A 21164-nucleotide genomic window follows, 5' to 3' on the forward strand; every position below is an offset into this window, starting at 1 on the left:
TTGTCCTACAACTTTTTGCTGTTCAGCTTGATCCTCCTGCCAATAAAAAGAGCTTTCCTCATGAACCTACGCAATTTGACTATCGCCCGCCGAGCCGGTCTTGGCTTTACGCTCATATCCCTACTGGTCGCCTTGCTGGGCTGGTTCGCCATGGTTCAGATGTCAGCGATTCGTGAGAGTGAAGTTGCGGTTGAAACGAACTGGCTGCCCAGCATGCGTGTGGTCGGCGACATCCGCGAAAACATGCTGCGTATCCGTACTATTTCACTACGGATGGCCCTGGACCCTGATCCAAACAACATCGCGACCTACCGCAGCCAGCTCGACGTCCGTAATCAGGACCTGAACAAAAAGCTCGAGCTCTTTGCTTCGTTCGTGGACACCCCTGAGGAGAAAGCACTCAGCGACCAGTTCCGGGCAACATTGGGTGAGTATCAGAAGGCGCTCGATAAATCATTCTTGATCGCCGCGCAGAACGATCGTGAGGCCTTGAACAAGTTACTGCTGGTGGACATGAAAACCATCGTTGATGGCTCCGGCAAGCAATTGGCTGATCTGGGTGAGTTCTACGCCCAGCGCGTTGACGCAGAAGGCAAGGCTGCCGAAGAGCAGTACGACAAGTCGCGCAACATCGTGTTCATTTTCGTGGTGCTTGCTGGCTTGGGCACCATCGCCCTGGCCTTGCTGCTGACTCGCAGTATCGTGCGCCCACTGGAAGTCGCCGTAACGGCTGCTGAACACGTGGCCAATGGCGATCTGACTCAACGCATCACGGTTGATGGCAGCGACGAAGTGACTCGTTTGCTGGTTGCACTGGACAAGATGCAGGTCAACTTGCGCTCGGCCATGCAACACATTGGCAGTTCCGCGACGCAACTGGCCTCGGCCGCCACCGAGCTGAACTCGGTGACTGAAGACAGCTATCGCGGCTTGCACCAACAGAACGCTGAAATCGATCAGGCCGCTACGGCCATCAACGAAATGACCTCGGCGGTGGAAGAAGTCGCGCGCAACGCCGTGTCCACTTCTGATGCGTCGAACCATTCCAATCGCTCGGCTCAGGCTGGGCAGACACGAGTCGTCGAAACCGTACAATCGATCCAGACATTGACCACCAACGTCCAGGCCACTTCGGCGCTGGTGCAGAATCTTGCCGACCAGTCGCAGGACATTGGCAAGGTGCTCGACGTGATCCGCTCTATTGCCGAGCAAACCAACCTGCTGGCGCTCAATGCTGCCATTGAAGCTGCACGGGCCGGTGAGTCGGGTCGTGGTTTCGCTGTCGTGGCGGATGAGGTTCGCGCGCTGGCACATCGCACCCAACAGTCGACACTGGAAATCGACAAAATGGTCAGTGCCATGCGTAGCGGCTCTGCCCAGGCACTGGAATCCATGCTGACCAGCAGCGAGCGCGCCAGCGAAACCCTTACCCTGGCGCAGGGTGCGGGTGAGTCGCTGACCGACATCACCTCATCCATCAACCAGATTTCCGAACGCAACCTGGTGATTGCCAGCGCTGCCGAGGAGCAGGCGCAGGTCGCCCGGGAAGTGGATCGCAACATCGTCAATATTCGTGACCTGTCCATGCAGTCGACCCAAGGCGCCAACCAGATCAGTGCTTCAAGCAATGAGCTCTCGCGTCTGGCGGGTGATTTGAATCAGGTCGTGTCGCGCTTCAAGGTCTGATCCATGCTTGCCGTCGGCGGGTAGCGCCGGGCATGATTCGCCTCTGCTCAATGACAGAGGCGAAACAGCTTCATGGACAATAAGAACAATCTTTTCAGCAGTTGGCTTCGTGCCCCCGGTCACCATGAGTGGCTGGCCCGTGAAGGTAATCGACTGCTGACCTTCGCCAAGGCCTCACGGCTGCCCCAAGGGTTCGGCAATCTTGATGAACGTGGCGTCCTGCCCGAAAACGCTCAAGCCGAAACCATGAACACCGCTCGCATGACCCACAGCTTCGCCATGGCTCACATCCGCGGCATACCCGGCTGCGCCGCATTAGTTGACCACGGCATCGCGTCGCTGGCAGGGCCGCTGCGGGATGCAGAGCATGGCGGCTGGTTCAGTGCGCCCCTCACTCACCAGAGTAAAACCGACAAACAGGCTTACTTGCATGCCTTCGTCGCGTTGGCGGCCAGCTCGGCTGTCGTTGCCGGGCGGCCCGGTGCGCAGGCTTTGTTGTCGGATGCCATCGAAGTGATCCAGCGTCGTTTCTGGAGTGAGGAGGAGGGGGCGATGCGAGAGTCCTTCGCTCGCGACTGGACGCATGAGGAAAGCTATCGCGGTGCCAACAGCAACATGCACAGCACCGAGGCCTTTCTTGCATTGGCCGATGTGACCGGCGACGCTCAGTGGCTGGATCGGGCCTTGCGGATTGTCGAGCGGGTAATTCACGGTCACGCGGCTGCCAATGAGCATCAGGTGATCGAGCACTTCAGCCTCTCGTGGCAGCCTCTGCCGGAGTACAACCACGACAATCGTGCCGATGGATTCCGTCCCTACGGCACCACCCCGGGGCATGCCTTCGAATGGGCGCGTTTGTTGTTGCATCTGGAGGCGTCGCGTCAGCGCTTGAAGTTGCCAACCCCGTCGTGGCTGCTCTCGGACGCACGTCAGTTGTTCGCCAATGCATGTCGTGACGCCTGGAATGTCGACGGTCTGCCGGGCATTGTCTACACCTTGGACTGGCAGAAGCAGCCGGTGGTGCGTCACCGCTTGCATTGGGTCCATTGCGAGGCGGCCGCCGCTGCGGCCGCGTTGTTGCAGCGAACGGACGAAAAGCAGTATGAGGACTGGTATCGCCGCTTCTGGGAGTTCAACGAAACGTTATTCATTGATCGCGAACTGGGCAGCTGGCATCACGAACTCAGCCCGCTCAACCAGCCAAGTGCGGATATATGGGGAGGCAAGCCGGACCTCTATCACGCCTATCAGGCGACGTTGCTGCCGGTATTGCCGCTGGCACCGAGTCTGGCGAGTGCGTTGGCGGGGATGGGTTGAGTCAATGCGGTCTCACGTAAGGCAATGATTCCCCGGGGGACTCTATGTTCGGCCGCAAGCCGACGTGGGACCGGCTTTAGCCGGGAAGGCTTCATGACTGAGGACGGAAATGCAGCGACTGTACCGGACCATTCCCGGCTAAAGCCGGTCCCACGACAGTGAGTCCTTCGGGAGTGCCGCTCGCCGCCTTCTCGATCCCACACTAATCCCCCATCTCCAACTCTACCCACGTCGGTGCATGGTCGCTGGGATGTGGCTCGTTGCGCGGCCAGTGATCCACCCCGGCGCGTTCAAGCCGGGCGCTGGTTTCTGCGTTAAGCAGCAGATGATCGATTCGCAGTCCGGAATTGGTTTCCCAGTGCTTGCGAAAGTAATCCCAGAACGTATAAATCGGCTCGTCCGGAAAGCAGGTGCGCAGGGCATCGGTCCAGCCCTGATCCAGCAGGCGCTGAAAGCACTCGCGACTCTCAGGTTGCAGCAATGCATCCTTGAGCCATGACCGCGTGTTGTAGATATCCTCGTCCGTCGGCACCACGTTGTAGTCGCCAGCCAATACCACCGGATGTCCACTCGCGTACAGCGATTCAGCGTGCTCGATGAGTTTTTCGAACCAGGCCAGTTTGTAATCGAACTTCGGGCCAGGCTGAGGATTGCCATTGGGCAAGTACAGACAGCCGACGATCACGCCATGGGCTGCTGCTTCGATGTAGCGACTCTGGCTGTCCTGTTCAAAGTCGGGCAGGCCGCGACGAATTTCCAGCGGCTCCATGCCCTTGGCCAGAATCGCCACACCGTTCCACGAAGGTTGTCCCTGCCAGATGGCGCCGTAGCCCGCGTCACGTATTTCATCGATGGGGAAGGCCAAGTCGGCAGCTTTCAATTCCTGCAGGCAAACCACGTCCGGACTTTCGCGGCGCAACCAGTCCAGCAGGATTGGCAGGCGGCTGCGAATGCCATTGATGTTAAACGTGGCAATTTTGATTGTGCTCACGGTGGTCCTCTCAAAGACGCGGTGATTAGCTGTTTGAGAGGTCGCAGCGCGATAGATTCAATGGGTAACGGCAGTCAGTGCGAAGTCGCGCCCTTATCGGTCAGCCGGATGATCTGTCGAGCGAAGAACGCGCCCGTAAGGATCACGCCGATCAGCCGCAAGGTCTGCATAGCCAGCACGAAGCCCACGTCTGAGTGGGTGTCGATGGCGATGATCGCCATGGCGTCCAGACCGCCAGGACTTGTGGCCAGGTAGACCGAGAGATAGTCCTTGTCCAGCATGGCAGCAATCAACCAGGCTGAAAGCGCGCAGAGCACAATCAGCAGCATTGAGCCAAGAATCATCGCCGGCATGCGACGCCAGACGTATTTGATGGTGGGACGGTCGAAGCGCAGACCCACGTAGCTGCCCATCGCGCCATAGGCCAGCGTCAGCATCCAGGAGGGCAGCGTAATCTGCAAAAGGCCGCTTAGCTGTAGAGCGCCGCCGATCAGCAGTGGCCCCATCAAGGCACCCGCAGGGATTTTGCTGGCGAGGATGATGCCGACTCCGATCACCGCAAGGCTCAAGGCAAAGTTCAGCAGATTTGCGCCTTCCAGCTCGACGTCTGCGCTATGGGCTTCGGTGCCGCCGCCCTCCACGCCGATCAGACGACTGACCACTGCACCGACCATCACGACGCAAACTACCCGCACATACTGCATGGTGGCGACGACCCGCGAGTCGGCGCCGTAATCTTCCGACATGGCAACCATGGCCGATGCTGCACCCGGTGAAGTGCCCCAGGCGGCGGTGCTGCCCGCGATCCCGGCGTAACGCACCAGGCACAAACCGACTCCAGCGCTGAGCGTCACCGTGAGTGCCGTGGCAAACAGCATGACGTGCCAGGAATGCAGCGCCGTGACCAGAACTGCCATGGTCATCGAGTGGGCGATCAGCACGCCGACCGTGCCCTGGCTCAGGCGAAACAGATTTTTGTGCAGGCGAATATTCGCGCCCATCACCCCAAAGCAGATAGCGACCAGCATAGGGCCCAGAAACAATGCGGCCGGCATCTGCCAGTATTTGAGAAGTTGGCCAGCAGCACCTGCGACCAGAATCAGGGCTGCCCATTGAGCGGGTTTAGGCAAGGTGTGCAGCGAAAAGCCAGAGGCGCGTGACAAGAGGGTGGGCTCCGCGAGGCGAGCGAGACAGGACGCTCGTACGGCAAGAGTATCGACACTTCAATCGATCAAGTCTATTTTCTAATAGTCATGAATTGATAACTTTGGTTGATGGATTATGGATCTTCGCGATCTTGCCTATTTCGAAACGATTGCCGAGTTGGGCCATTTGGGCCGGGCTGCGCAAAAACTCAATCGCAGCCAGCCTGCGCTGACCAAAAGCATCCAGCGGCTGGAGGAGTCATTTGGCACCCGGTTGTTCCAGCGCGATGGCCGACGGATCAAGCTGACCCCGGTAGGCGAGTTGCTGCAGGCTCGGGGTAAGGTTCTACAACAGAGCATCGCTCAGACCCAGCGCGAGGTGCGGGATTTCGCCAGCGGTGCGGTGGGCAATATCCGTCTTGGATGTGCGGCCACCATGGCTGAGTACCTGCTGCCGAAATTGACCTCGGCACTGTTGCAGCGTGCCCCGGACGTGACGTTGAAGATGGTCATCGGTCAGGACGACCTGTTGCGTGAATCTCTGCGTTCCGGGCAACTGGACATGATTATTTGTGCGCTGATCACCGATGACGAGCAGTTCGAGAGTTTTCCGATTCTCAAGGACGAAGCGGTGGTGATTGCCAGCAAGGATCATCCCATCTTCAAAAGCCGATACCACATGGCTGATCTTTGCGCCTATCGCTGGGTGCTACCGCCATCGGGTGTTTCATCCCGCAAATGGCTGGATCAGGCGTTCAGTGCCCAGCAGCTCCCATTGCCCGTGGTTCAGATCGAAGCCAATTCGATTCCTTTGTTGCCCGGTTTGATCGAGCGCACCAGCCTGTTGAGTTTCACAGCCCGGGAGACCCTCGAGTTTGGCAACAACATGCAACACTTGCGTGAAGTGGTCGTAAAGGAAACGACGATGAAGCGCACCATTGGCTGCACGGTCCGTAAAGGCGGCTACCTGTCGCCTGTGGCGCAAGCCATGGTGCAGATGCTGCGCGACAGCAGCGGAGAATTTTTGAGCTGGAGCTGACGTCGGTAGCTCCATTTTCCTACGGGCTGGGTTAGCCTGTGGCCATGCAAACGTAATAGCAGCGTTGGCACAGGGAAATGTTCAGGAGAAACGATAGATGCAGACACTTTCACCGCTCGACGCGCAGGTAGCTCCATTGCACTTTTTTGCGTGTATTGACCACCATTTTGGTGGTGATCAGTCGCCGTTGAATGACGCCGATGCTGATGAGGACACTGATCCGGAAGGTTATCTCGATCTCGATGTACTGGGCCTGGACGAGTTCAGTGACTCGGACAAGCTTGATCCGATTTTCAGCAGCGATGTGGGTTCTTCATCGGTGAATTGAGTGTTGCTGGCTGAAGCGGTCTTCATCCTGTGAGATTCCAGGTTGGCCTGCAGCTGAATAACGACGTGGGACCGGCTTTAGCCGGGAAGAGGCCAGTACATTCAGTACATCTTTATCGTCATAAAGGCCGCATTCCCGGCTAAAGCCGGTCCCACGTCGGTTTGCGGGCAAACCTGGAATCTCCCCCCATCAAAGCGCGTTTAGTTCCCGAGACCCGGCGCATTCCGCGCCAGATACAGCGACAACGCCTCAACCGCCAGTTCCACTGTCGAACTGGAGCCCGCCCATGTGCACGCCAGCATCAGGTTCCTGGGCAGGGCAAAGTCCTCCACCAGATAACCGTGCTCGTCGTAGCCATCCAGGTCGTGGGGCACCAGATCACGAAGTGACTCCACCGGTTCGAAATAAACCCAGACCGGTTTGTTCATCGCGATAGCCATACCGACTTCAAACGCCGTACCGGAATCCGGCTCAAGACCGCGAAACACATTGAGGTTGGCCAGCACTGCCGTGCTGCGCTGGATCATGGCGATATTCATCGAGCAGATCAGTTGCGCGGTTTCCCGAGCCGAGAGCCCGCCAGGCACTTCGTTGTCGAACGGATACAGGCCTTCAAGCCCATGGGCAGTGCACAAGGCCTTGAGGTATTGGCCGTGCTCTATGGCATCTGCGCGAAATACATCAAAACCCGCCAGATAAACCTGCGGTGCTGTGTTGATCTGCATGATCGATCTCCGGCATGGCAGTTAACGTGTCCGGATTCTAGCGCTTCACACATTGCGATACCGCAGACCATTTATCAGGCGATCAATTCAGCGCTGGAATCTGTACGGATAAACAGTATCCTTGCAGGCGTGTCTGGCCTTGTTGCGTAGCTTTGTTGTGAATACTTCGCCCCTGGAAAACCCGTTCTACTACCTCGAAAACTTCCGCCAGGTGCTGCGCTGGATTGCCCTGCGTTACGCGGATTTACTCGATACGCAAGAACAGCAATTCATCGACCACTTTGCGCAACTGCCACAGGCGGCGCAAGGTTTGCTGGTGCGTATGGTCATGCGCAAGGGCGAGCTGTTTCGGGCCAGCAAACTCAGTTATCCGGAACTGGGCGACACGCGGGAAGCGGTGCAGCCGTTGCTGGTTCACGGCTGGGTTGATCCTCGTCCTGAACTGCACCTTGAGCAGTTGTTCACCCTGCTGCGCAAGGCCGAGCTAGCGGTGTGCTTCAAGGCGCACGGCATACGCGGGACCGAACGAAAGCACGAACTGCTGGAACTGCTGCAGCCTCTTCATCAGTGCGCACAGACACTGGACTGCTGGCATGCAGAGCTTGACGAAACGATCTTTGCCCTCAAGGTCATGCCGCTTTGTGACCGCCTGCGATTGCTGTACTTCGGCAATCTTTATCAGGAATGGTCCGAGTTCGTTCTGGCTGACCTGGGCATATACCGCTATGAAACGGTTGAGTTTTCGCTGGACTCGCGGACCATCAATGATCGTGCGGACATCGACGCCTGCCTTGAGCTGCACGCTTGCCGTCAGGCCCTCGATGAGGGCGCGGTACTCCAGACGCTGGCATTGCGCGCCCTGGCCATCGACACGCGTAACCCATGGCTGGAAATGCGGCGAAGCAAGACGCTGTATCAGATCGGTCAGCAAGCCGAGCGTGCGCAGGACTGGTCGTTGGCGTTGAGTGTGTACGAGTGCAGTAATTATCCCGGCGCGCGATCCCGGCGCGTTAGAGTGCTGGAGCGTTGCGAGGACTATCACGCTGCCTTGACGCTGCTTGAGCAGGTACAGGCCACGCCACAAAGCGATGCCGAGGTGCAGCATGCGCGTCGAGTGTTGCCAAGACTGCAACGCAAACTTGGCCTTATCGACAAGGTCCGCCGGGTCACGCGCAAAGTCGAGCGACTGGATGTGAGCGTTCCGCTGCGTCCCGACCTGAGTGTCGAGCAGATGATCCAGCTGCATCTGGCGGAGGAGGGCAGTGAGCTGTATTACGTCGAAAATGCCCTGATCAATTCGCTGTTTGGGTTGCTCTGCTGGCCGGCGATTTTCGCGCCACTGCCAGGTGCGTTTTTCCATCCGTTTCACAGCGGCCCCAGCGATTTGCACAGTCCGGACTTTTACTCGCGCCGAGCCGTGTTGTTCGATGCATGTCTTGCGCAATTAGACTCGGATCTCTGGCAGCACACCATCCGTGAGCACTACCAGAGCAAATACGGTCTGCAATCGCCGTTCGTGTTCTGGGGCACATTAACCCCCGAGCTGCTTGAACAAGCGCTGCACTGTTTACCGGTCGATCACCTTCGGCACTGGTTCAGACGTCTGCTACTGGATATCAAGGCCAATCGCACCGGTATGCCGGATCTGATCCAGTTCTTTCCCGCGCAAAAGCGTTACCGAATGATCGAAGTCAAAGGTCCCGGCGACCGCCTGCAGGATAACCAGCTGCGTTGGCTGGATTTCTGCGCCGAGCACGATATGCCGGTCGTGGTGTGTTATGTGCAGTGGGAGGAGCATGCTATTCCGGTAGGAGCGAACTTGTTCGGGAGATCGTGAGCCCGACACTATGCCTGCCAACAAAGATGGCTCTTCTCAAACAAACTACAACTATCTGATTTGGAATGCTTTTCTGTAGGAGCTCACGAGCAGCGCGAGGCAGCGATGGCGGTGTATCAGGCAGGACGCCATCGCGGCCTCGCGGTGCTCGTGCGCTCCTACAGGGTCAATGTCGCAGTACAAGGCCAGTGCTTTAGCTCGTGCCACGCCATCAACGCTTGATACCCACCGACTCCAGAAAACTGTCCCGCGCACTGTTCAGGTGAGCGAGCATGCATTGCCGGGCTTTTTCCGGGTCACGAGCCTTGAGTGCCGCCACCAGCGCCAGGTGCTCGTGACAGGCCGGCAGGAAGCGTTCGGGTATGCGGGTCAGGTTGCGCATGCGGATGCGTTTATGGATTTCCCGGATGAAGTGGCTCAGTGACTGATTGCCGCAATGGGCAAGAATCAGCACATGGATGTCGTCATCCAGATACAAGCCTTCATTTTCCCGTGAAGGCCGGGCCACAACGTCCTGCAAGCGTCTTTCAATCTCGTCCAGCGGCGCCAGAGGGATATTCGTGGCTGCCAGCGCCGCAGCTTCGCTTTCCAGCATCAGCCGGATCGAGAGCAGTTCCAGATACTCAGTGATGTCCACTTCGCGAACCACCAGCAGGCCATTGGGCAGCAGTTGCAGGACACCTTCACCCAGCAGTCGGCTGATCGCGGCGCGCATGGGAGTGCGGGAGACTTCAAAGCGCTCGGCGAGCTTGCGTTCTTCGATCAGATCGCCAGGTTCCAGGTGCCGACTGGCAATCAGATCGAACAAGGCCTGATAGGTTTGCCGGGTCACGCTCTCGGCCGGGCGGCGGCTAGTGCCGCTGGGGCGCCGACTGCTGCCTTCGTCGGTCACTGAAGCGTCAAGATCGTTCATGGTGCTTCCTGCTTATGCATAGGGTTCGCGATCACTGCTCGTCGATGTGCGTTCAGTGCAATATATTGCCGAGAAACAGCCGCGCGCGCTCGGTTTGCGGCGCGCTGAAGAATTGCTCCGGCGCACTTTGCTCGACGATTTCTCCGGCGTCCATGAATACCACGCGATCAGCCACAGTGCGCGCAAAGCCCATCTCATGGGTGACGCAGACCATGGTCATGCCTTCTTTGGCGAGATCGACCATGACATCCAGCACTTCCTTGATCATTTCCGGATCGAGGGAGGAGGTCGGCTCATCGAATAGCATGACCCGGGGTTTCATGCACAGCGCCCTGGCAATCGCCACGCGCTGTTGCTGCCCGCCGGAAAGCTGCGACGGATAGTGATCGGCCCGGTGAGCGATGTGTACGCGCTCCAGATAATGCCGGGCGCGCTCTTCGGCTTCGGCCTTGGGCAGTTTGCGGATCTGCACCGGAGCAATCATCAGGTTCTGCAATACCGTCAGGTGCGGGAACAGGTTGAACTGCTGGAACACCATGCCGATTTCCTGACGCACCTGATGCACATTTTTGGTCCTGGCATTCAGATCGTGGCCATCGACCACGATGCGGCCTTTCTGGTGTGCTTCCAGTTGATTAATGCAGCGGATCATAGTCGATTTGCCAGAGCCGGACGGGCCGCAAACCACGATGCGTTCCCCTGGATCTACATGAAAATCGATGTTCCTGAGTACCTGGAATTCGCCGTACCACTTGTTAACGCCGATCAGCTGAATCATGGGGGCCGGCCTGGTCATTGCTGTGTTCGTTGTGGTTTTCATTGAAGTCAATCCTCTGTGATCAGCCAGCCATCCAGCCGCCATCGACCAATAGGTTCTCACCGGTGATGAAGGTCGCTTCTTCACTGGCGAGGAAAAGCGCGGCATTGGCCACGTCGTCAGGGCGACCCAACCGCGGCAGGGCAGTGCGCGATTGTGAGTACGCGAGCATTTCAGGGGCGATGGCCCGGCCGGTCTTGCCGGTGAGGATTTTCCCCGGTGCCACACCGTTGCAAATGATGCCCTGAGCGGCGTAGTCCACTGCAATCTGCCGGGTGATATAGACCACGCCGGCCTTGGAGGTCCCGTAAGCCACATCTTGTGGACAGGCCACCATGCCGTGTTGCGAAGAAATATTGACGATACGACCCCGCACACCATCGCGCTCAGGCTGTTTGAGCATCGCCTCGACCACTTTGCGTGACATCAGGAATACGCCGGTCAGGTTGACGCCGATGACCCGGTTCCATTCATCAAGGCTGGTTTCGGTGAGCGGTTTGCCGACGCTGACGGCTGCGTCATTAATCAGCACATCGATTTTGCCGTCACGCTCGATCAGCGCATCGACGGCCCGCTGGACATCAGCCTCGGAGGACACGTCCATGTCGACGTGATCGGCGACGCAACCTTGCTCACGCAACAGGTCAATGGTCGGGGTTCCGCCTTCGCGCACTGTGGTGCTGAGGTCAGCCAGCAAAAGGCGAGCGCCTTCGGCGGCAAACCGCAGCGCAATGGCACGGCCGATGCCGGACGAGGCACCGGTGATGAGGATCGATTTATCAGTAAGACGGCCCATGCCGGAGTTCTCCAGTTAGCTGGCAGTGATCTGTGATCGCCAGCGGATGTAGTCGGTTGCGGCCTCGGCCAGGGAATGAGCGGGAGACCAGTCGGTGTCCTGGCGCAGACGCTCGGTGGATAACGCCGGACGCGTGCCGGGCAATCCGTAGCGAACGGTGGCGTCTTCCGCGCACCGGGCGAGGGTCGCGGCCCAGGTCGGCCAGTGTTCACTCAGGTGCGCGCACCATTGCGACAGGTCGGTCTGAACCTCGCCGCCAACGTTGTAGAGCTTGTGCTTGAGGGTTGCGCAGTTCAGCAGCCGCGCCAGAGCGTCAGATGCGTCACGGGAATAAATCCAGTCGGCCTGCAAGCTGTGCGGCAGGCAGGCCGACTGGTGGTCCAGGGCTGCTTCAAGGGTCTGGGTGTGGGGGCTCAACATGTCACGAACCCCGGTTGCGTATTCCCAAGGGCCAAAAACCGGTCCCAGCCGCGCGACGCAAAGATCCAGGCCATGCAGCTCGGCCATGCGCAGGGAGATTTGTTCAGAGGCCAGTTTGCTGATGCCGTACAGGCCGGTGGGCTGTGGCCAGGCCTGATCCTCGCGGTACGTCGGGCCAGGTGGCGGTGTGAAGCCATAAACCGCCACCGAACTAAGCAGCAGCACCCGGCGCATTGACGGTTGCTCTGTGCAGGCCTGAATCAGCGCGACGGTGCCGTTGATGTTGACGTCCAGCACGGTGCTTGCATCGCGGGTCTCGCGTTGCAGGTCCGGGGTGATCGCGGCGGCGTGAACCACACGATCAACCGCATGCCGAGCCATGACGCTTTTTAACAAAGCTACATCGCGAATATCGCCCGTGACCTGCTCCACGGCCCCTTCGGGCAGCGCGTCCAGCAGCGCTGACGGTGCCGGTTGGCGATCGAAGAGCACCACGGTTTGTCCGTTGCGCAACAGCTGTTCGGCCAGTGCCAGACCGATAAAACCACTGCCGCCAGTGATGAGAGTCGACATGACTGCTCCTGAAAATGGTTAAGGACGAACCTGCTTAGCGAGTCACCAGCATCCGGCGTTCGAGTCGGGCGACCCAGCGGGCAAACGGCCAGAGCAGCACAAAGAAGATCAGCGCGGCGGCCATCAAGGGCGTGGGGTTGTAAGTCTGTTCCTGAGCCACTCGCGCCGAGCGCAGCAGTTCGGGCAGCGCCACCATCGCGGCTATTGATGTGGTCTTCACCAGTTCCAGAGAGTTGCCCGCCAGGGGCGCGAACACGTTACGGATCGCCTGAGGCAGAACGATCATCACCGCCAGCCGGAGCGGGCGAAAACCCAAGGCTCGTGCTGCTTCGTATTGACCGTTGGGGATTGATTTGACCCCGGTACGAAAGATCTCGCCGAAATAGCCGGAGTGGTTGAGCACCATGGCCAGCACCGCGGCGTTGAACCCACTGATCTGCCAGCCCACGGAAGGCAGGCCGAAGTAGATCAGCACCAGCAGCACCACCACGGGAAACGAGCGACAAATATCGATATAGACCAGCACGGCTCCGCGCAGAGGCCGAATATCGAAGCTGTAGAGAATCGCCAGCAGCAGACCGGCAAGAAGCGCCAGGGGCAGGGTGACGATACTCAACAGAAAGGTCAGTTTCAGCCCCTGAAGCAGCAGCGGATAAATCATCAGCAGCGAGTCGAGGTTGGCGAAGTTCTCGAGAAACATATCCATGGCGATATCAGCGACCTTTGTGGCTGGAGTGTTCGAGCCAGCGGCTCAGGATCACCAGCGGAATGAACAACAGCAGATAGAACCCGGCTGCCAGTGTCAGCGGTGACGGATTGGCCACGATGGACATGTAACTCTGGGCCTGACCCAGGGTCTCCGGCAGTGACACGGCCGTGCCCAGCGCGGTGCCTTTGCTGATGGAGATCGCCCGGTTGGTCAGCAGCGGAACGGCCATGCGAATCGCCTGTGGCAACACGATCATGAACAATGTGCGCAATCGGCCGAAACCCAACGCCTGAGCGGCGTCGGTCTGGCCTTTGGGTAGCGCTTGCATGCAAGAGACAAAGATCTCGCAGGCAAACGCCGACAGCACAGCGCCCAGCGCGAGCACGGTGGTGACCAGTGGCGACAGCGTCACGCCCATGTATGGCATGCCGAAGTAAAGAAAGATGATGATCACCAACTGCGGCAAGGTGCGGAACACATCGACGTAGAAGGTGATCAGGCCGTTGACCCCGCGCAGTTGCAACGAGCGCAGAATCGCCAGGGCCAGTCCGCTGGTCAGGCCGAAGACAATCACCAGCAACGACACCAGCACGGTCAGCCCGAACCCCGGCAGCATTGCGGGCAGGGCACCAACCATGACCGGCAGATTGAAGAAGTTTTCGATCAACGCGTCCATTCAAGCTTCGCCTTTAGCCTGCTTCAATTGCATACCGGTGCCGGGGACGTCGCCACGTAGCCTTTGAAGCCCGGTGCGCCATAGCCTGGATAGACAGTAGTCACCGCTGAGCCGTCTTCTGGTTTGGCGCCGTACCATTTCTCGTGCAGGCGGGCCATGGTCCCGTCCATCTTCATGCACTTGATGACGTCGTCGACCTTGTTGCGGTACTCCACGTTGTCGAGGCGGAAGGCGTAGCCGAAGTTGCGGGGCGAGCTGAGGTCCTTGAACGCCACCTTGATCGCTTTGTTCTTGCTGGCGGCGTAGACAGTGGTCGGCACTTCGTTAATGGCCGTGAATGCGCGGTTGGTCATCAACGCCTGAACGGTGTCGGGGAAGGTGTCGTAGCGCTGCACGTTGAAGCCATACTTCTCGGCGTTCGCCGTGGCCCAAGTGTCGGACATGGTGCCGCGATTGACCGCCACATCCTTGCCCTTGAGGTCATCGAAGCCCTTCATGTCGTTGGCTGCTTTAACCATGAAGCCGTTGCCGGTGGACATGATCGGTTGCGAGAACAACATCCGCTCTGAGCGCTCGGCGGTGATGGTGGTCGGGTTGACGGTGAACTCGATACGCTTGGAAAACAGACCGGCGAACAGCCCCGAGAAGTTGATATCCACGATCTCGACACCCGGACGCTTCAGGCGTTTGGAAATCTCGCTGACCAGATCGACGCCGAAACCTTCCGGGCCGTTAGTGCCGCGCATGATCCACGGTGCCACGCCAAAGTCGCTGCCTACGATCAGCGGTTTGTCTTGCGGGTGTTCGGATTCCTCTGCATGCAATCCAGCGGATGCCAGCAACAGGCTGGACGTGCAGATCAAAAGCGCGTTGCGAAATACTCGATTCATGGCCACGGGGTCGTCCTGTCTTTGAAGGTTAGAGCCTGGGGGAAGGCTTGGAGGTAAAGGCTTGGAGGTCAATGTGTCAGCTCAGGCGCCGTGTTCGGCGTACCAGTGTCGGGCGAGGTCGAGCCTGCGGCAGACCCAGACCCGATCATGCTGTTGCACATAGTCGAGAAAGCGTGCCAGTCCGGCGGCGCGCCCCGGATGGCCGACCACTCGCGTATGCAGGCCCACGGACATCATCTTCGGCGCAGTCAGACCTTCGGCGTAGAGCATGTCGAAGCTGTCGCGCAGGTATTCGAAAAACTGCTGCCCGGTGCTCATGCCGCCGCGGATGAACTTGGCGTCGTTGTTTGCCAGGCTATAAGGCACGATCAGGTGGGGTTGGTGTTGCACCTGCGATGCCCCGTGGTGCCAATAGGGCAGCTCGTCGTTATAGGCGTCGCTGTCATATAGAAAACCGCCTTCTTCCATCAGCAGGCGTCGGGTATTGAGACCGGCGCCATAACGGCAATACCAGCCATACGGGCGTTCGCCGGTGGTTTCAGTGATGCTTTGCACAGTGCGCCGGATGCGGTCGCGCTCCTCGGTTTCGCTCAACAGTTGATGGCGTTCCCATTTCCAGCCATGGGCGCAGACGTCGTAATTGAGGTCGCGGATGGTCTGAGCGACTTCGGGGTTGCGTTCCAGCGCCAATGCACAGCCATAAACCGTGGCGGGCATGCCGTGTTCCGAGAGCAGGCGAGACAGACGCCAGAAACCTACCCGGCTGCCGTATTCGAACATTGATTCGGCGGCCAGATCACGACCCTCGAACGAGCCGGCTCCGCCTTCGGTCAGGCCCGACTCGGTGAACCCGTCACCGTCGTCTATGGAAGGCTCTGAACCTTCCTCGTAATTGATCACGAAGTTCAGCGCAATCCGCGCTCTGCCTGGCCAGTTCGGATGCGGCGGGTTGGCACCATAGCCAATGAAATCACGGGTATGTTGGGTCATCCGGGTCAAGCCTCCAGCAGTTCGAAGGCCGTTTGCAGCGGCGTGAAGACGTCGTCGTTCTGTTCGCCGGTGAAGGCCATGGACACCACGAACTGGGCACGGGCCTCGAGCACCGAAAGACCGTGGTGCCAGACGTTGCGCTTATAAGTCACGCCCTGATCGCCGCAGGCGCGGAACGCCTGCAAGGTCTGCAGATCGGGCAGGCCACTGTCATCGGTGTGGCAAACCACGACCAGATAAGGGCAGGCATTAAGGGGGATGAACGTCTGAGCCGAGAAGGGATGGCGCTCCAGCGCTTTCAGTGTCAGTGGCAAGGTCACCGCCTGTTGTACGGTGGCGATCCATAACTGTGGTTCGCTGGCATGTTCGGTGCGTTCAGCGGCACCGGTGACATGTTGACGACGCGGCCCATCACCCAGTTGGACGACATTTCCAAACGGTGCGAACGCTTCTGCGGTGAGGGGCTTTAACACCACCCGCGCCGGGTAGGCTGACGGAGAACTCATGAGCTGGAAGCCTTGATCAACGAGCATTTATATCTGGATACAGGTGGTATCCCACTTGTATTTCGATAAAGCAGTATTGATGCCAAGGTATCTGCGGTTGATCTAAATAACTGATTTAAATAGGTTTATCAGGATTTTGAGAAGGGCGGTGGTGAAATGTTTCAAGGGGGAGTTGCACCAGTAGGTGCATGCAGTGCGCCGCTTTGAGTCACGGACCACGCTGTCGGAGCGAGTCAAAGACCTGTAGGAGCGCACAAGCACCGCGATGGTGGTGTGTCAGGCATACCGCTATCGCGGCCTCGCGGTGCTCGCGGTGCTCGCGGTGCTCGCGCGATCCTACAGACAAGGCATTTCAGTTCAGGCATGGGGTTATGCCGAATCAGACATTCGCGCAACCCTGATCACTTACTGCCGCTCGCCCCGCCTTCGGCACCGCCACCACTGCCGCCCATGCCTTGATCATTCTTCATTCCGCCGCCTTCTGCGCCGCCTTTCTGCGGTTCGGGATCCATGCCTTTGGTGCCTGGGCTTGTGCCTTCAGAGCCTGATGAACTGCCGTCGGTGTTTTTCTTCAGGACAGGAGGCGGCGTTTTGGACGAACCATCCACCGGATCGGTAGGTCCAGTGGCACCTGCCATTACCGAGCCGGTCGCCACTGTCATAAGGCTGGCCAGCGCTAAGGCCGTCAATCTGCGGTTGTTCATGAGATGAGTCTCCATTGTTGTTAGGGCGTTACTTCCATTGGTGTATGGGGCAATGAGATAGGTGCCGCGAGTCCCGACCAATGGCAAATCGCTTTTAGCCGGGAAAATAATGGCGTAGAGCTAGTAGTGGGTCAGGTATGCCTTGAAAACCCTTAAGCCCTTCATTTTATTGCGCGAAACCCATTTTTCTCAGCGGTTTCGTTGTCAGCCAAGACGTACAAAACAGTCCCTGGAGGGGGTGACTCGACTGATTGTCATGAAACCGAAACATTTGAGGGTTTAAATCCGCATCGGGCCTTCCCATGGACGGGCCACAAAATTTCCCTTGTTGAGGTATCGCCGTGATTCTGCTGACTAAAAAACGCTTGTCGGTTCTGCTCGCTTCGATGTGCCTGAGTGGTATGGCTCATGCGGCTGACGTTACAGGCGCTGGTTCGAGTTTCGTTTTTCCGGTTATCTCTGCGTGGTCGCAGGACTACAGCAAGTCTGCTCCTAACCGCATCAACTATCAGTCGATCGGTTCTGGCGGTGGTATCGCTCAGATCAAGGCTGCAACTGTTGACTTCGGCGCATCCGACGCCCCGCTGTCTGCTGAAGACCTAGAAAAAGGCGGCCTGGGTCAGTTCCCAAGCGTCATCGGCGGTATCGTGCCAATCATTAACGTTGAAGGCATCGAGCCTGGTCAACTGAAGCTGGACGGCCCGACACTGGCCAAGATTTTCATGGGTGAAATCAAGAAGTGGAACGATCCAGCCATCGTAGCCTTGAACCCAGAGCTCAAAGACAAACTGAAAGACCAGGCCATCACCGTTGTTCACCGTTCGGACGGTTCGGGTACTTCGTACAACTTCACCAACTACCTGAGCAAAGTCAGTCCGGAGTGGAACGAGAAGCTGAAGTTCGGTTCGACCGTGCAATGGCCGGCGGGTGTAGGCGGCAAGGGTAGCGAAGGTGTTTCGGCCTACGTGAAGCAGATCAAAGGTTCGATCGGCTACGTTGAGCACTCCTACGCCGAGACCAACAAACTGTCTTACACCCAGCTGAAGAACGCTGCTGGCAAATTCATCAAGCCTGATGCCAAAGCGTTCGCCGCTGCAGCTGATACTGCTGACTGGAACAGCGTCAAAGACTTCAACCTGATCATGACCAACGCTCCGGGTGAAACCGCGTGGCCGATCACTGCCACTACCTGGATCATCATGTACAAGAAGGCCAAGAACGCAGAGCAAAGCGCTGCCGCTTTCGACTTCTTCAAGTGGTCGCTGGAAAACGGTCAAGAACAAGCTGAGAAACTGTCTTACGTAGCACTGCCAAAAGCCCTGGTCACCAAGGTTGAGGACTACTGGAAAACCGAGTTCACCAAGTAATTCGACGTTTCTCCGGCTCACCCCTGTCATCGCTGCCCGATGACAGGGTTTCTTTGCGAGTGGACCCAAGATGACTGAAAACACCCAATATTTGTCCGCTGCGATCCCTGCTTCCGTAACCGAGGGTGAGCGCCGAGCGGCTCGCGATCAGCGTCATGATCGCTGGTTCAAGCGCACCATGGGCGGTGCTGCGATGCTGGTTCTGGCATTGCTCGGCTGTATCGCACTTTCGACCTTGTGGGGCGGCAGCCTTGCATTCCAGACGTTCGGTTTCGGCTTTCTGACCAGCACCGAGTGGAACGTGGTCGACGGCAAGTTTGGTGCACTGGTACCGATCTACGGTACGTTGGTGACCTCTTTTCTGGCGTTGCTGATCGCCGTTCCGGTGAGCTTCGGCATCGCGATTTTCCTGACTGAAGTAGCACCGCCATGGTTGCGACTGCCGATTTCTTCGGCTATCGAGCTGCTGGCAGGCATTCCTTCGATCATTTACGGCATGTGGGGGCTGTTCGTGTTCGGTCCTTACATGGCTGAACATATCGCACCGTGGATCAATGACAACCTTGGCGAGTTGCCCGTTATAGGCACGATGTTCCAGGGGCCGCCTTTGGGTATCGGCATGCTCACCGCCGGTATCGTGCTGGCGATCATGATCACGCCGTTCATTACCTCCGTGATGGTCGAAGTATTCAAAAGTGTTCCTACCACCCTTAAAGAGTCTGCTTACGCGTTGGGCGGCACGACCTGGGAAGTGGTCTGGGACATCGTCCTGCCTTACACCCGCTCTGCGGTAGTCGGCGGCATTTTCCTCGGGCTGGGCCGCGCATTGGGTGAAACCATGGCGGTGACCTTCGTATTGGGTAACTCCCACCAGTTCTCGGCGTCGCTGATGATGCCAAGCAGTTCGATTGCTTCAGTAATCGCCAACGAGTTCAACGAGGCATACACCGACCTGCATCGCTCGTCGTTGATTGCCCTGGGCTTCCTGCTGTTCGTAGTGACCTTCATCGTGCTGGCTCTGGCCCGCATCATGCTGTCGCGTCTGTCCCGCAAGGAGGGGTTATGAGTAAGGATGTGACTGGCAACGAGAGCCTGTACCGGGTTCGCGACCTCAAAAACAAGGCTGCCATGGTCCTCAGCTGCGCCGCGACGGCGTTCGGCCTGTTGTGGCTGGTGTGGATTCTGCTGACCACCATTATCAATGGCGTGGATGCATTGAACCTGCGCCTGTTCAGCGGCATGACCCCACCGCCGGGTGTTGAAGGCGGTCTGGCCAACGCCTTCTACGGCAGCGTGCTGATGTCCGGCATAGGCCTGTTGATCGGTACGCCGATTGGCCTGATGGCTGGCGTTTGGCTGGCAGAATTTGCCCGTTACTCGAAACTGGGCAACGCGGTGCGCTTCGTCAACGACATTCTGTTGTCTGCACCCTCCATTGTGCTTGGCCTGTTTGTGTACACCGCAGTGATTCTGCCACTCAATGAATGGACCGATCACAAGGTCGGCTTCTCGGCGATCGCCGGTGCGCTGGCGTTGGCACTGTTGGTAATTCCTGTGGTGGTCCGTACCACCGATGAAATGCTTCAGCTCCAGCCTTCAACCATGCGCGAAGCTGCGCTGGCTTTGGGTGTGCCGCAATGGAAGCTGACTCTGCAGATCGTGCTGCGTGCCGCCAAGGCCGGTGTGGTAACAGGCGTCCTGCTGGCGCTGGCCCGTATTACCGGCGAAACCGCGCCGCTGCTGTTCACCGCGTTCGGCAACCAGTTCTGGAGCAGCGATCTGCTCAAGCCGATGGCCAGCGTACCGGTTGTGGTGTTCCAGTACGCCATGAGCCCGTTCGATGATTGGCACTCTCTGGCCTGGGCAGGCGCTCTGGTTATGACACTGTTCGTGCTGGTTCTCAGCCTCGCTTCCCGCTTAATTCTTTTGCGCAATAGGGCGTCTTGATGAATAACCTTTCCCTTGCCAATGAAAAAACCAAGATTCAAGTTCGTGGTCTGGAGTTTTTCTACAACGAACAGAAGTCGCTGAAATCCATCGACATGATCATCCCGGAAAAGCGCATCACCGCGATCATCGGTCCTTCGGGTTGCGGCAAGTCGACACTGCTGCGCGTGTTCAACCGCATTTATGCGATGTACCCCAAGCAGGAAGCGAAAGGTGAAGTGCTGCTCAATGGCGAGAACATCCTGGCGCCTGGTTACTCGATGAACCGCCTGCGCAGCCACGTGGGCATGGTTTTCCAGAAGCCTGTGCCGTTTCCGATGTCGATCTTCGACAATATCTCCTACGCCATCAAACACCACGAAAAGCTGTCGCGTCGTGAGATGGAAGATCGCGTAGAAGAGGCCCTGCGTGGTGCTGCGTTGTGGGATGAAGTCAAAGACAAGCTCAACAAGAGCGCCACCGGTTTGTCCGGTGGTCAGCAGCAGCGTCTGTGCATTGCCCGCACCATCGCGCTGCGTCCACAAGTGTTGCTGCTCGATGAGCCGACTTCGGCCCTCGACCCGATTTCCACCGGCCGTATCGAGCAACTGATCACCGAGCTCAAAGAGCAGTTCACGGTGATCATCGTGACCCACAACATGCAACAGGCTGCACGTTGCTCGGACTACACCGCGTTCATGTTCATGGGTGAGCTGATCGAGCACGGCGATACAGACACCATCTTCACCAAACCATCAAAAAGCCAGACCGAAGATTACATCACCGGTCGTTTCGGCTGATTGTCCCTT

The 21164-nt window shown here is 58.2% G+C and carries 22 protein-coding genes; 9 read left to right on the forward strand and 13 right to left on the reverse strand.

Annotated elements, in window-relative coordinates:
• The first annotated feature begins 60 nt into the window (after positions 1-60).
• Both AUC60_RS28675 and AUC60_RS00150 read left to right on the forward strand, forming a co-directional pair.
• On the forward strand, positions 61-1686 hold the full coding sequence (locus AUC60_RS28675; RefSeq protein WP_087263849.1) for a methyl-accepting chemotaxis protein: 1626 nt from the start codon (positions 61-63) through the stop codon (positions 1684-1686).
• A gap of 72 nt (positions 1687-1758) precedes the next feature.
• The gene (locus AUC60_RS00150; protein WP_087263851.1) at positions 1759-3003 is read left to right on the forward strand and encodes a D-mannose isomerase; all 1245 of its coding nucleotides are present in this window, start codon (positions 1759-1761) and stop codon (positions 3001-3003) included.
• 202 nt (positions 3004-3205) lie between these two features.
• On the opposite strand, the gene xth is transcribed toward AUC60_RS00150, so the two are convergent.
• Positions 3206-3994 (reverse strand): exodeoxyribonuclease III, encoded by a 789-nt coding sequence (xth, locus tag AUC60_RS00155; protein ID WP_087263852.1) that lies wholly within the window; start codon positions 3992-3994, stop codon positions 3206-3208.
• A 74-nt stretch (positions 3995-4068) separates the two neighbouring features.
• Positions 4069-5157: an AbrB family transcriptional regulator gene (locus AUC60_RS00160; RefSeq protein WP_087263854.1), complete on the reverse strand. Its 1089-nt coding sequence runs from the start codon at positions 5155-5157 to the stop codon at positions 4069-4071.
• Between the two features lie 118 nt (positions 5158-5275).
• On the opposite strand from AUC60_RS00160, the gene AUC60_RS00165 reads away from it, so the two are divergent.
• Positions 5276-6178 (forward strand): LysR family transcriptional regulator, encoded by a 903-nt coding sequence (locus AUC60_RS00165; RefSeq protein WP_087263856.1) that lies wholly within the window; start codon positions 5276-5278, stop codon positions 6176-6178.
• A 97-nt stretch (positions 6179-6275) separates the two neighbouring features.
• On the forward strand, positions 6276-6506 hold the full coding sequence (locus AUC60_RS00170) for a hypothetical protein (protein ID WP_087263857.1): 231 nt from the start codon (positions 6276-6278) through the stop codon (positions 6504-6506).
• 200 nt (positions 6507-6706) lie between these two features.
• Here AUC60_RS00170 and AUC60_RS00175 read toward each other — a convergent pair whose 3' ends face one another.
• Positions 6707-7231, reverse strand: coding sequence for a nucleoside 2-deoxyribosyltransferase (locus AUC60_RS00175; protein WP_087263858.1), 525 nt, complete (start codon positions 7229-7231; stop codon positions 6707-6709).
• Between the two features lie 157 nt (positions 7232-7388).
• Here AUC60_RS00175 and AUC60_RS00180 point away from each other — a divergent pair, with 157 nt between their 5' ends.
• A complete protein-coding gene (locus AUC60_RS00180) occupies positions 7389-9068 on the forward strand; it encodes a VRR-NUC domain-containing protein (RefSeq protein ID WP_087264473.1) in 1680 nt (559 codons plus the stop codon).
• 211 nt (positions 9069-9279) lie between these two features.
• On the opposite strand, the gene AUC60_RS00185 is transcribed toward AUC60_RS00180, so the two are convergent.
• From AUC60_RS00185 to AUC60_RS00230, 10 genes are all read right to left on the reverse strand, one after another.
• Positions 9280-9981, reverse strand: coding sequence for a GntR family transcriptional regulator (locus AUC60_RS00185; RefSeq protein WP_087263860.1), 702 nt, complete (start codon positions 9979-9981; stop codon positions 9280-9282).
• Between the two features lie 52 nt (positions 9982-10033).
• Positions 10034-10777, reverse strand: coding sequence for an amino acid ABC transporter ATP-binding protein (locus AUC60_RS00190; RefSeq protein WP_274521384.1), 744 nt, complete (start codon positions 10775-10777; stop codon positions 10034-10036).
• A 43-nt stretch (positions 10778-10820) separates the two neighbouring features.
• Positions 10821-11594: an SDR family NAD(P)-dependent oxidoreductase gene (locus AUC60_RS00195; RefSeq protein WP_087263864.1), complete on the reverse strand. Its 774-nt coding sequence runs from the start codon at positions 11592-11594 to the stop codon at positions 10821-10823.
• A gap of 15 nt (positions 11595-11609) precedes the next feature.
• Positions 11610-12587: an NAD-dependent epimerase/dehydratase family protein gene (locus AUC60_RS00200; RefSeq protein ID WP_087263866.1), complete on the reverse strand. Its 978-nt coding sequence runs from the start codon at positions 12585-12587 to the stop codon at positions 11610-11612.
• 34 nt (positions 12588-12621) lie between these two features.
• Complete coding sequence (locus tag AUC60_RS00205; protein ID WP_087263868.1) at positions 12622-13293, reverse strand: amino acid ABC transporter permease; 672 nt, start codon at positions 13291-13293, stop codon at positions 12622-12624.
• A gap of 7 nt (positions 13294-13300) precedes the next feature.
• Positions 13301-13972 (reverse strand): amino acid ABC transporter permease, encoded by a 672-nt coding sequence (locus AUC60_RS00210; RefSeq protein WP_087263870.1) that lies wholly within the window; start codon positions 13970-13972, stop codon positions 13301-13303.
• 23 nt (positions 13973-13995) lie between these two features.
• On the reverse strand, positions 13996-14862 hold the full coding sequence (locus AUC60_RS00215; RefSeq protein ID WP_087263872.1) for a substrate-binding periplasmic protein: 867 nt from the start codon (positions 14860-14862) through the stop codon (positions 13996-13998).
• Between the two features lie 81 nt (positions 14863-14943).
• The gene (locus AUC60_RS00220) at positions 14944-15852 is read right to left on the reverse strand and encodes an allantoinase PuuE (RefSeq protein WP_087263874.1); all 909 of its coding nucleotides are present in this window, start codon (positions 15850-15852) and stop codon (positions 14944-14946) included.
• Between the two features lie 5 nt (positions 15853-15857).
• Positions 15858-16358, reverse strand: a complete 501-nt coding sequence (locus tag AUC60_RS00225; protein WP_158099081.1) for an ureidoglycolate lyase — start codon at positions 16356-16358, stop codon at positions 15858-15860.
• Between the two features lie 401 nt (positions 16359-16759).
• Complete coding sequence (locus AUC60_RS00230) at positions 16760-17062, reverse strand: hypothetical protein (protein ID WP_087263878.1); 303 nt, start codon at positions 17060-17062, stop codon at positions 16760-16762.
• A gap of 341 nt (positions 17063-17403) precedes the next feature.
• Here AUC60_RS00230 and pstS point away from each other — a divergent pair, with 341 nt between their 5' ends.
• The 4 genes from pstS (at position 17404) to pstB (ending at position 21155) form a co-directional block, all read left to right on the forward strand.
• Entirely contained in the window at positions 17404-18429 is a 1026-nt protein-coding gene (gene pstS, locus AUC60_RS00235; protein WP_087263880.1) for a phosphate ABC transporter substrate-binding protein PstS, read from the forward strand.
• Positions 18430-18499: 70 nt separating this feature from the next.
• A complete protein-coding gene (gene pstC, locus AUC60_RS00240) occupies positions 18500-19495 on the forward strand; it encodes a phosphate ABC transporter permease subunit PstC (RefSeq protein WP_087263881.1) in 996 nt (331 codons plus the stop codon).
• Positions 19492-20376: a phosphate ABC transporter permease PstA gene (gene pstA / locus AUC60_RS00245; RefSeq protein ID WP_027900519.1), complete on the forward strand. Its 885-nt coding sequence runs from the start codon at positions 19492-19494 to the stop codon at positions 20374-20376. Before pstC ends, pstA begins: the two co-directional genes overlap by 4 nt.
• Complete coding sequence (gene pstB, locus AUC60_RS00250) at positions 20376-21155, forward strand: phosphate ABC transporter ATP-binding protein PstB (RefSeq protein ID WP_087263883.1); 780 nt, start codon at positions 20376-20378, stop codon at positions 21153-21155. Before pstA ends, pstB begins: the two co-directional genes overlap by 1 nt.
• Positions 21156-21164: the final 9 nt, after the last annotated feature.

Source organism: Pseudomonas caspiana, from assembly GCF_002158995.1.
GTDB classification, from domain to species: domain Bacteria; phylum Pseudomonadota; class Gammaproteobacteria; order Pseudomonadales; family Pseudomonadaceae; genus Aquipseudomonas; species Aquipseudomonas caspiana.

What these genes read in the sequence shown, in the direction of transcription:
- pstC (WP_087263881.1), top strand. Translation starts at nt 18,500, where the DNA reads ATGACTGAAAACACCCAATATTTGTCCGCTGCGATCCCTGCTTCCGTA.
- AUC60_RS00220 (WP_087263874.1), bottom strand. Translation starts at nt 15,852, where the DNA reads ATGACCCAACATACCCGTGATTTCATTGGCTATGGTGCCAACCCGCCG.
- AUC60_RS00170 (WP_087263857.1), top strand. Translation starts at nt 6,276, where the DNA reads ATGCAGACACTTTCACCGCTCGACGCGCAGGTAGCTCCATTGCACTTT.
- AUC60_RS00215 (WP_087263872.1), bottom strand. Translation starts at nt 14,862, where the DNA reads ATGAATCGAGTATTTCGCAACGCGCTTTTGATCTGCACGTCCAGCCTG.
- AUC60_RS00195 (WP_087263864.1), bottom strand. Translation starts at nt 11,594, where the DNA reads ATGGGCCGTCTTACTGATAAATCGATCCTCATCACCGGTGCCTCGTCC.
- AUC60_RS00230 (WP_087263878.1), bottom strand. Translation starts at nt 17,062, where the DNA reads ATGAACAACCGCAGATTGACGGCCTTAGCGCTGGCCAGCCTTATGACA.
- AUC60_RS00165 (WP_087263856.1), top strand. Translation starts at nt 5,276, where the DNA reads ATGGATCTTCGCGATCTTGCCTATTTCGAAACGATTGCCGAGTTGGGC.
- pstA (WP_027900519.1), top strand. Translation starts at nt 19,492, where the DNA reads ATGAGTAAGGATGTGACTGGCAACGAGAGCCTGTACCGGGTTCGCGAC.
- AUC60_RS28675 (WP_087263849.1), top strand. Translation starts at nt 61, where the DNA reads ATGAACCTACGCAATTTGACTATCGCCCGCCGAGCCGGTCTTGGCTTT.
- AUC60_RS00225 (WP_158099081.1), bottom strand. Translation starts at nt 16,358, where the DNA reads ATGAGTTCTCCGTCAGCCTACCCGGCGCGGGTGGTGTTAAAGCCCCTC.
- AUC60_RS00185 (WP_087263860.1), bottom strand. Translation starts at nt 9,981, where the DNA reads ATGAACGATCTTGACGCTTCAGTGACCGACGAAGGCAGCAGTCGGCGC.
- AUC60_RS00175 (WP_087263858.1), bottom strand. Translation starts at nt 7,231, where the DNA reads ATGCAGATCAACACAGCACCGCAGGTTTATCTGGCGGGTTTTGATGTA.
- AUC60_RS00200 (WP_087263866.1), bottom strand. Translation starts at nt 12,587, where the DNA reads ATGTCGACTCTCATCACTGGCGGCAGTGGTTTTATCGGTCTGGCACTG.
- AUC60_RS00210 (WP_087263870.1), bottom strand. Translation starts at nt 13,972, where the DNA reads ATGGACGCGTTGATCGAAAACTTCTTCAATCTGCCGGTCATGGTTGGT.
- AUC60_RS00150 (WP_087263851.1), top strand. Translation starts at nt 1,759, where the DNA reads ATGGACAATAAGAACAATCTTTTCAGCAGTTGGCTTCGTGCCCCCGGT.
- pstB (WP_087263883.1), top strand. Translation starts at nt 20,376, where the DNA reads ATGAATAACCTTTCCCTTGCCAATGAAAAAACCAAGATTCAAGTTCGT.
- AUC60_RS00205 (WP_087263868.1), bottom strand. Translation starts at nt 13,293, where the DNA reads ATGGATATGTTTCTCGAGAACTTCGCCAACCTCGACTCGCTGCTGATG.
- AUC60_RS00190 (WP_274521384.1), bottom strand. Translation starts at nt 10,777, where the DNA reads ATGACCAGGCCGGCCCCCATGATTCAGCTGATCGGCGTTAACAAGTGG.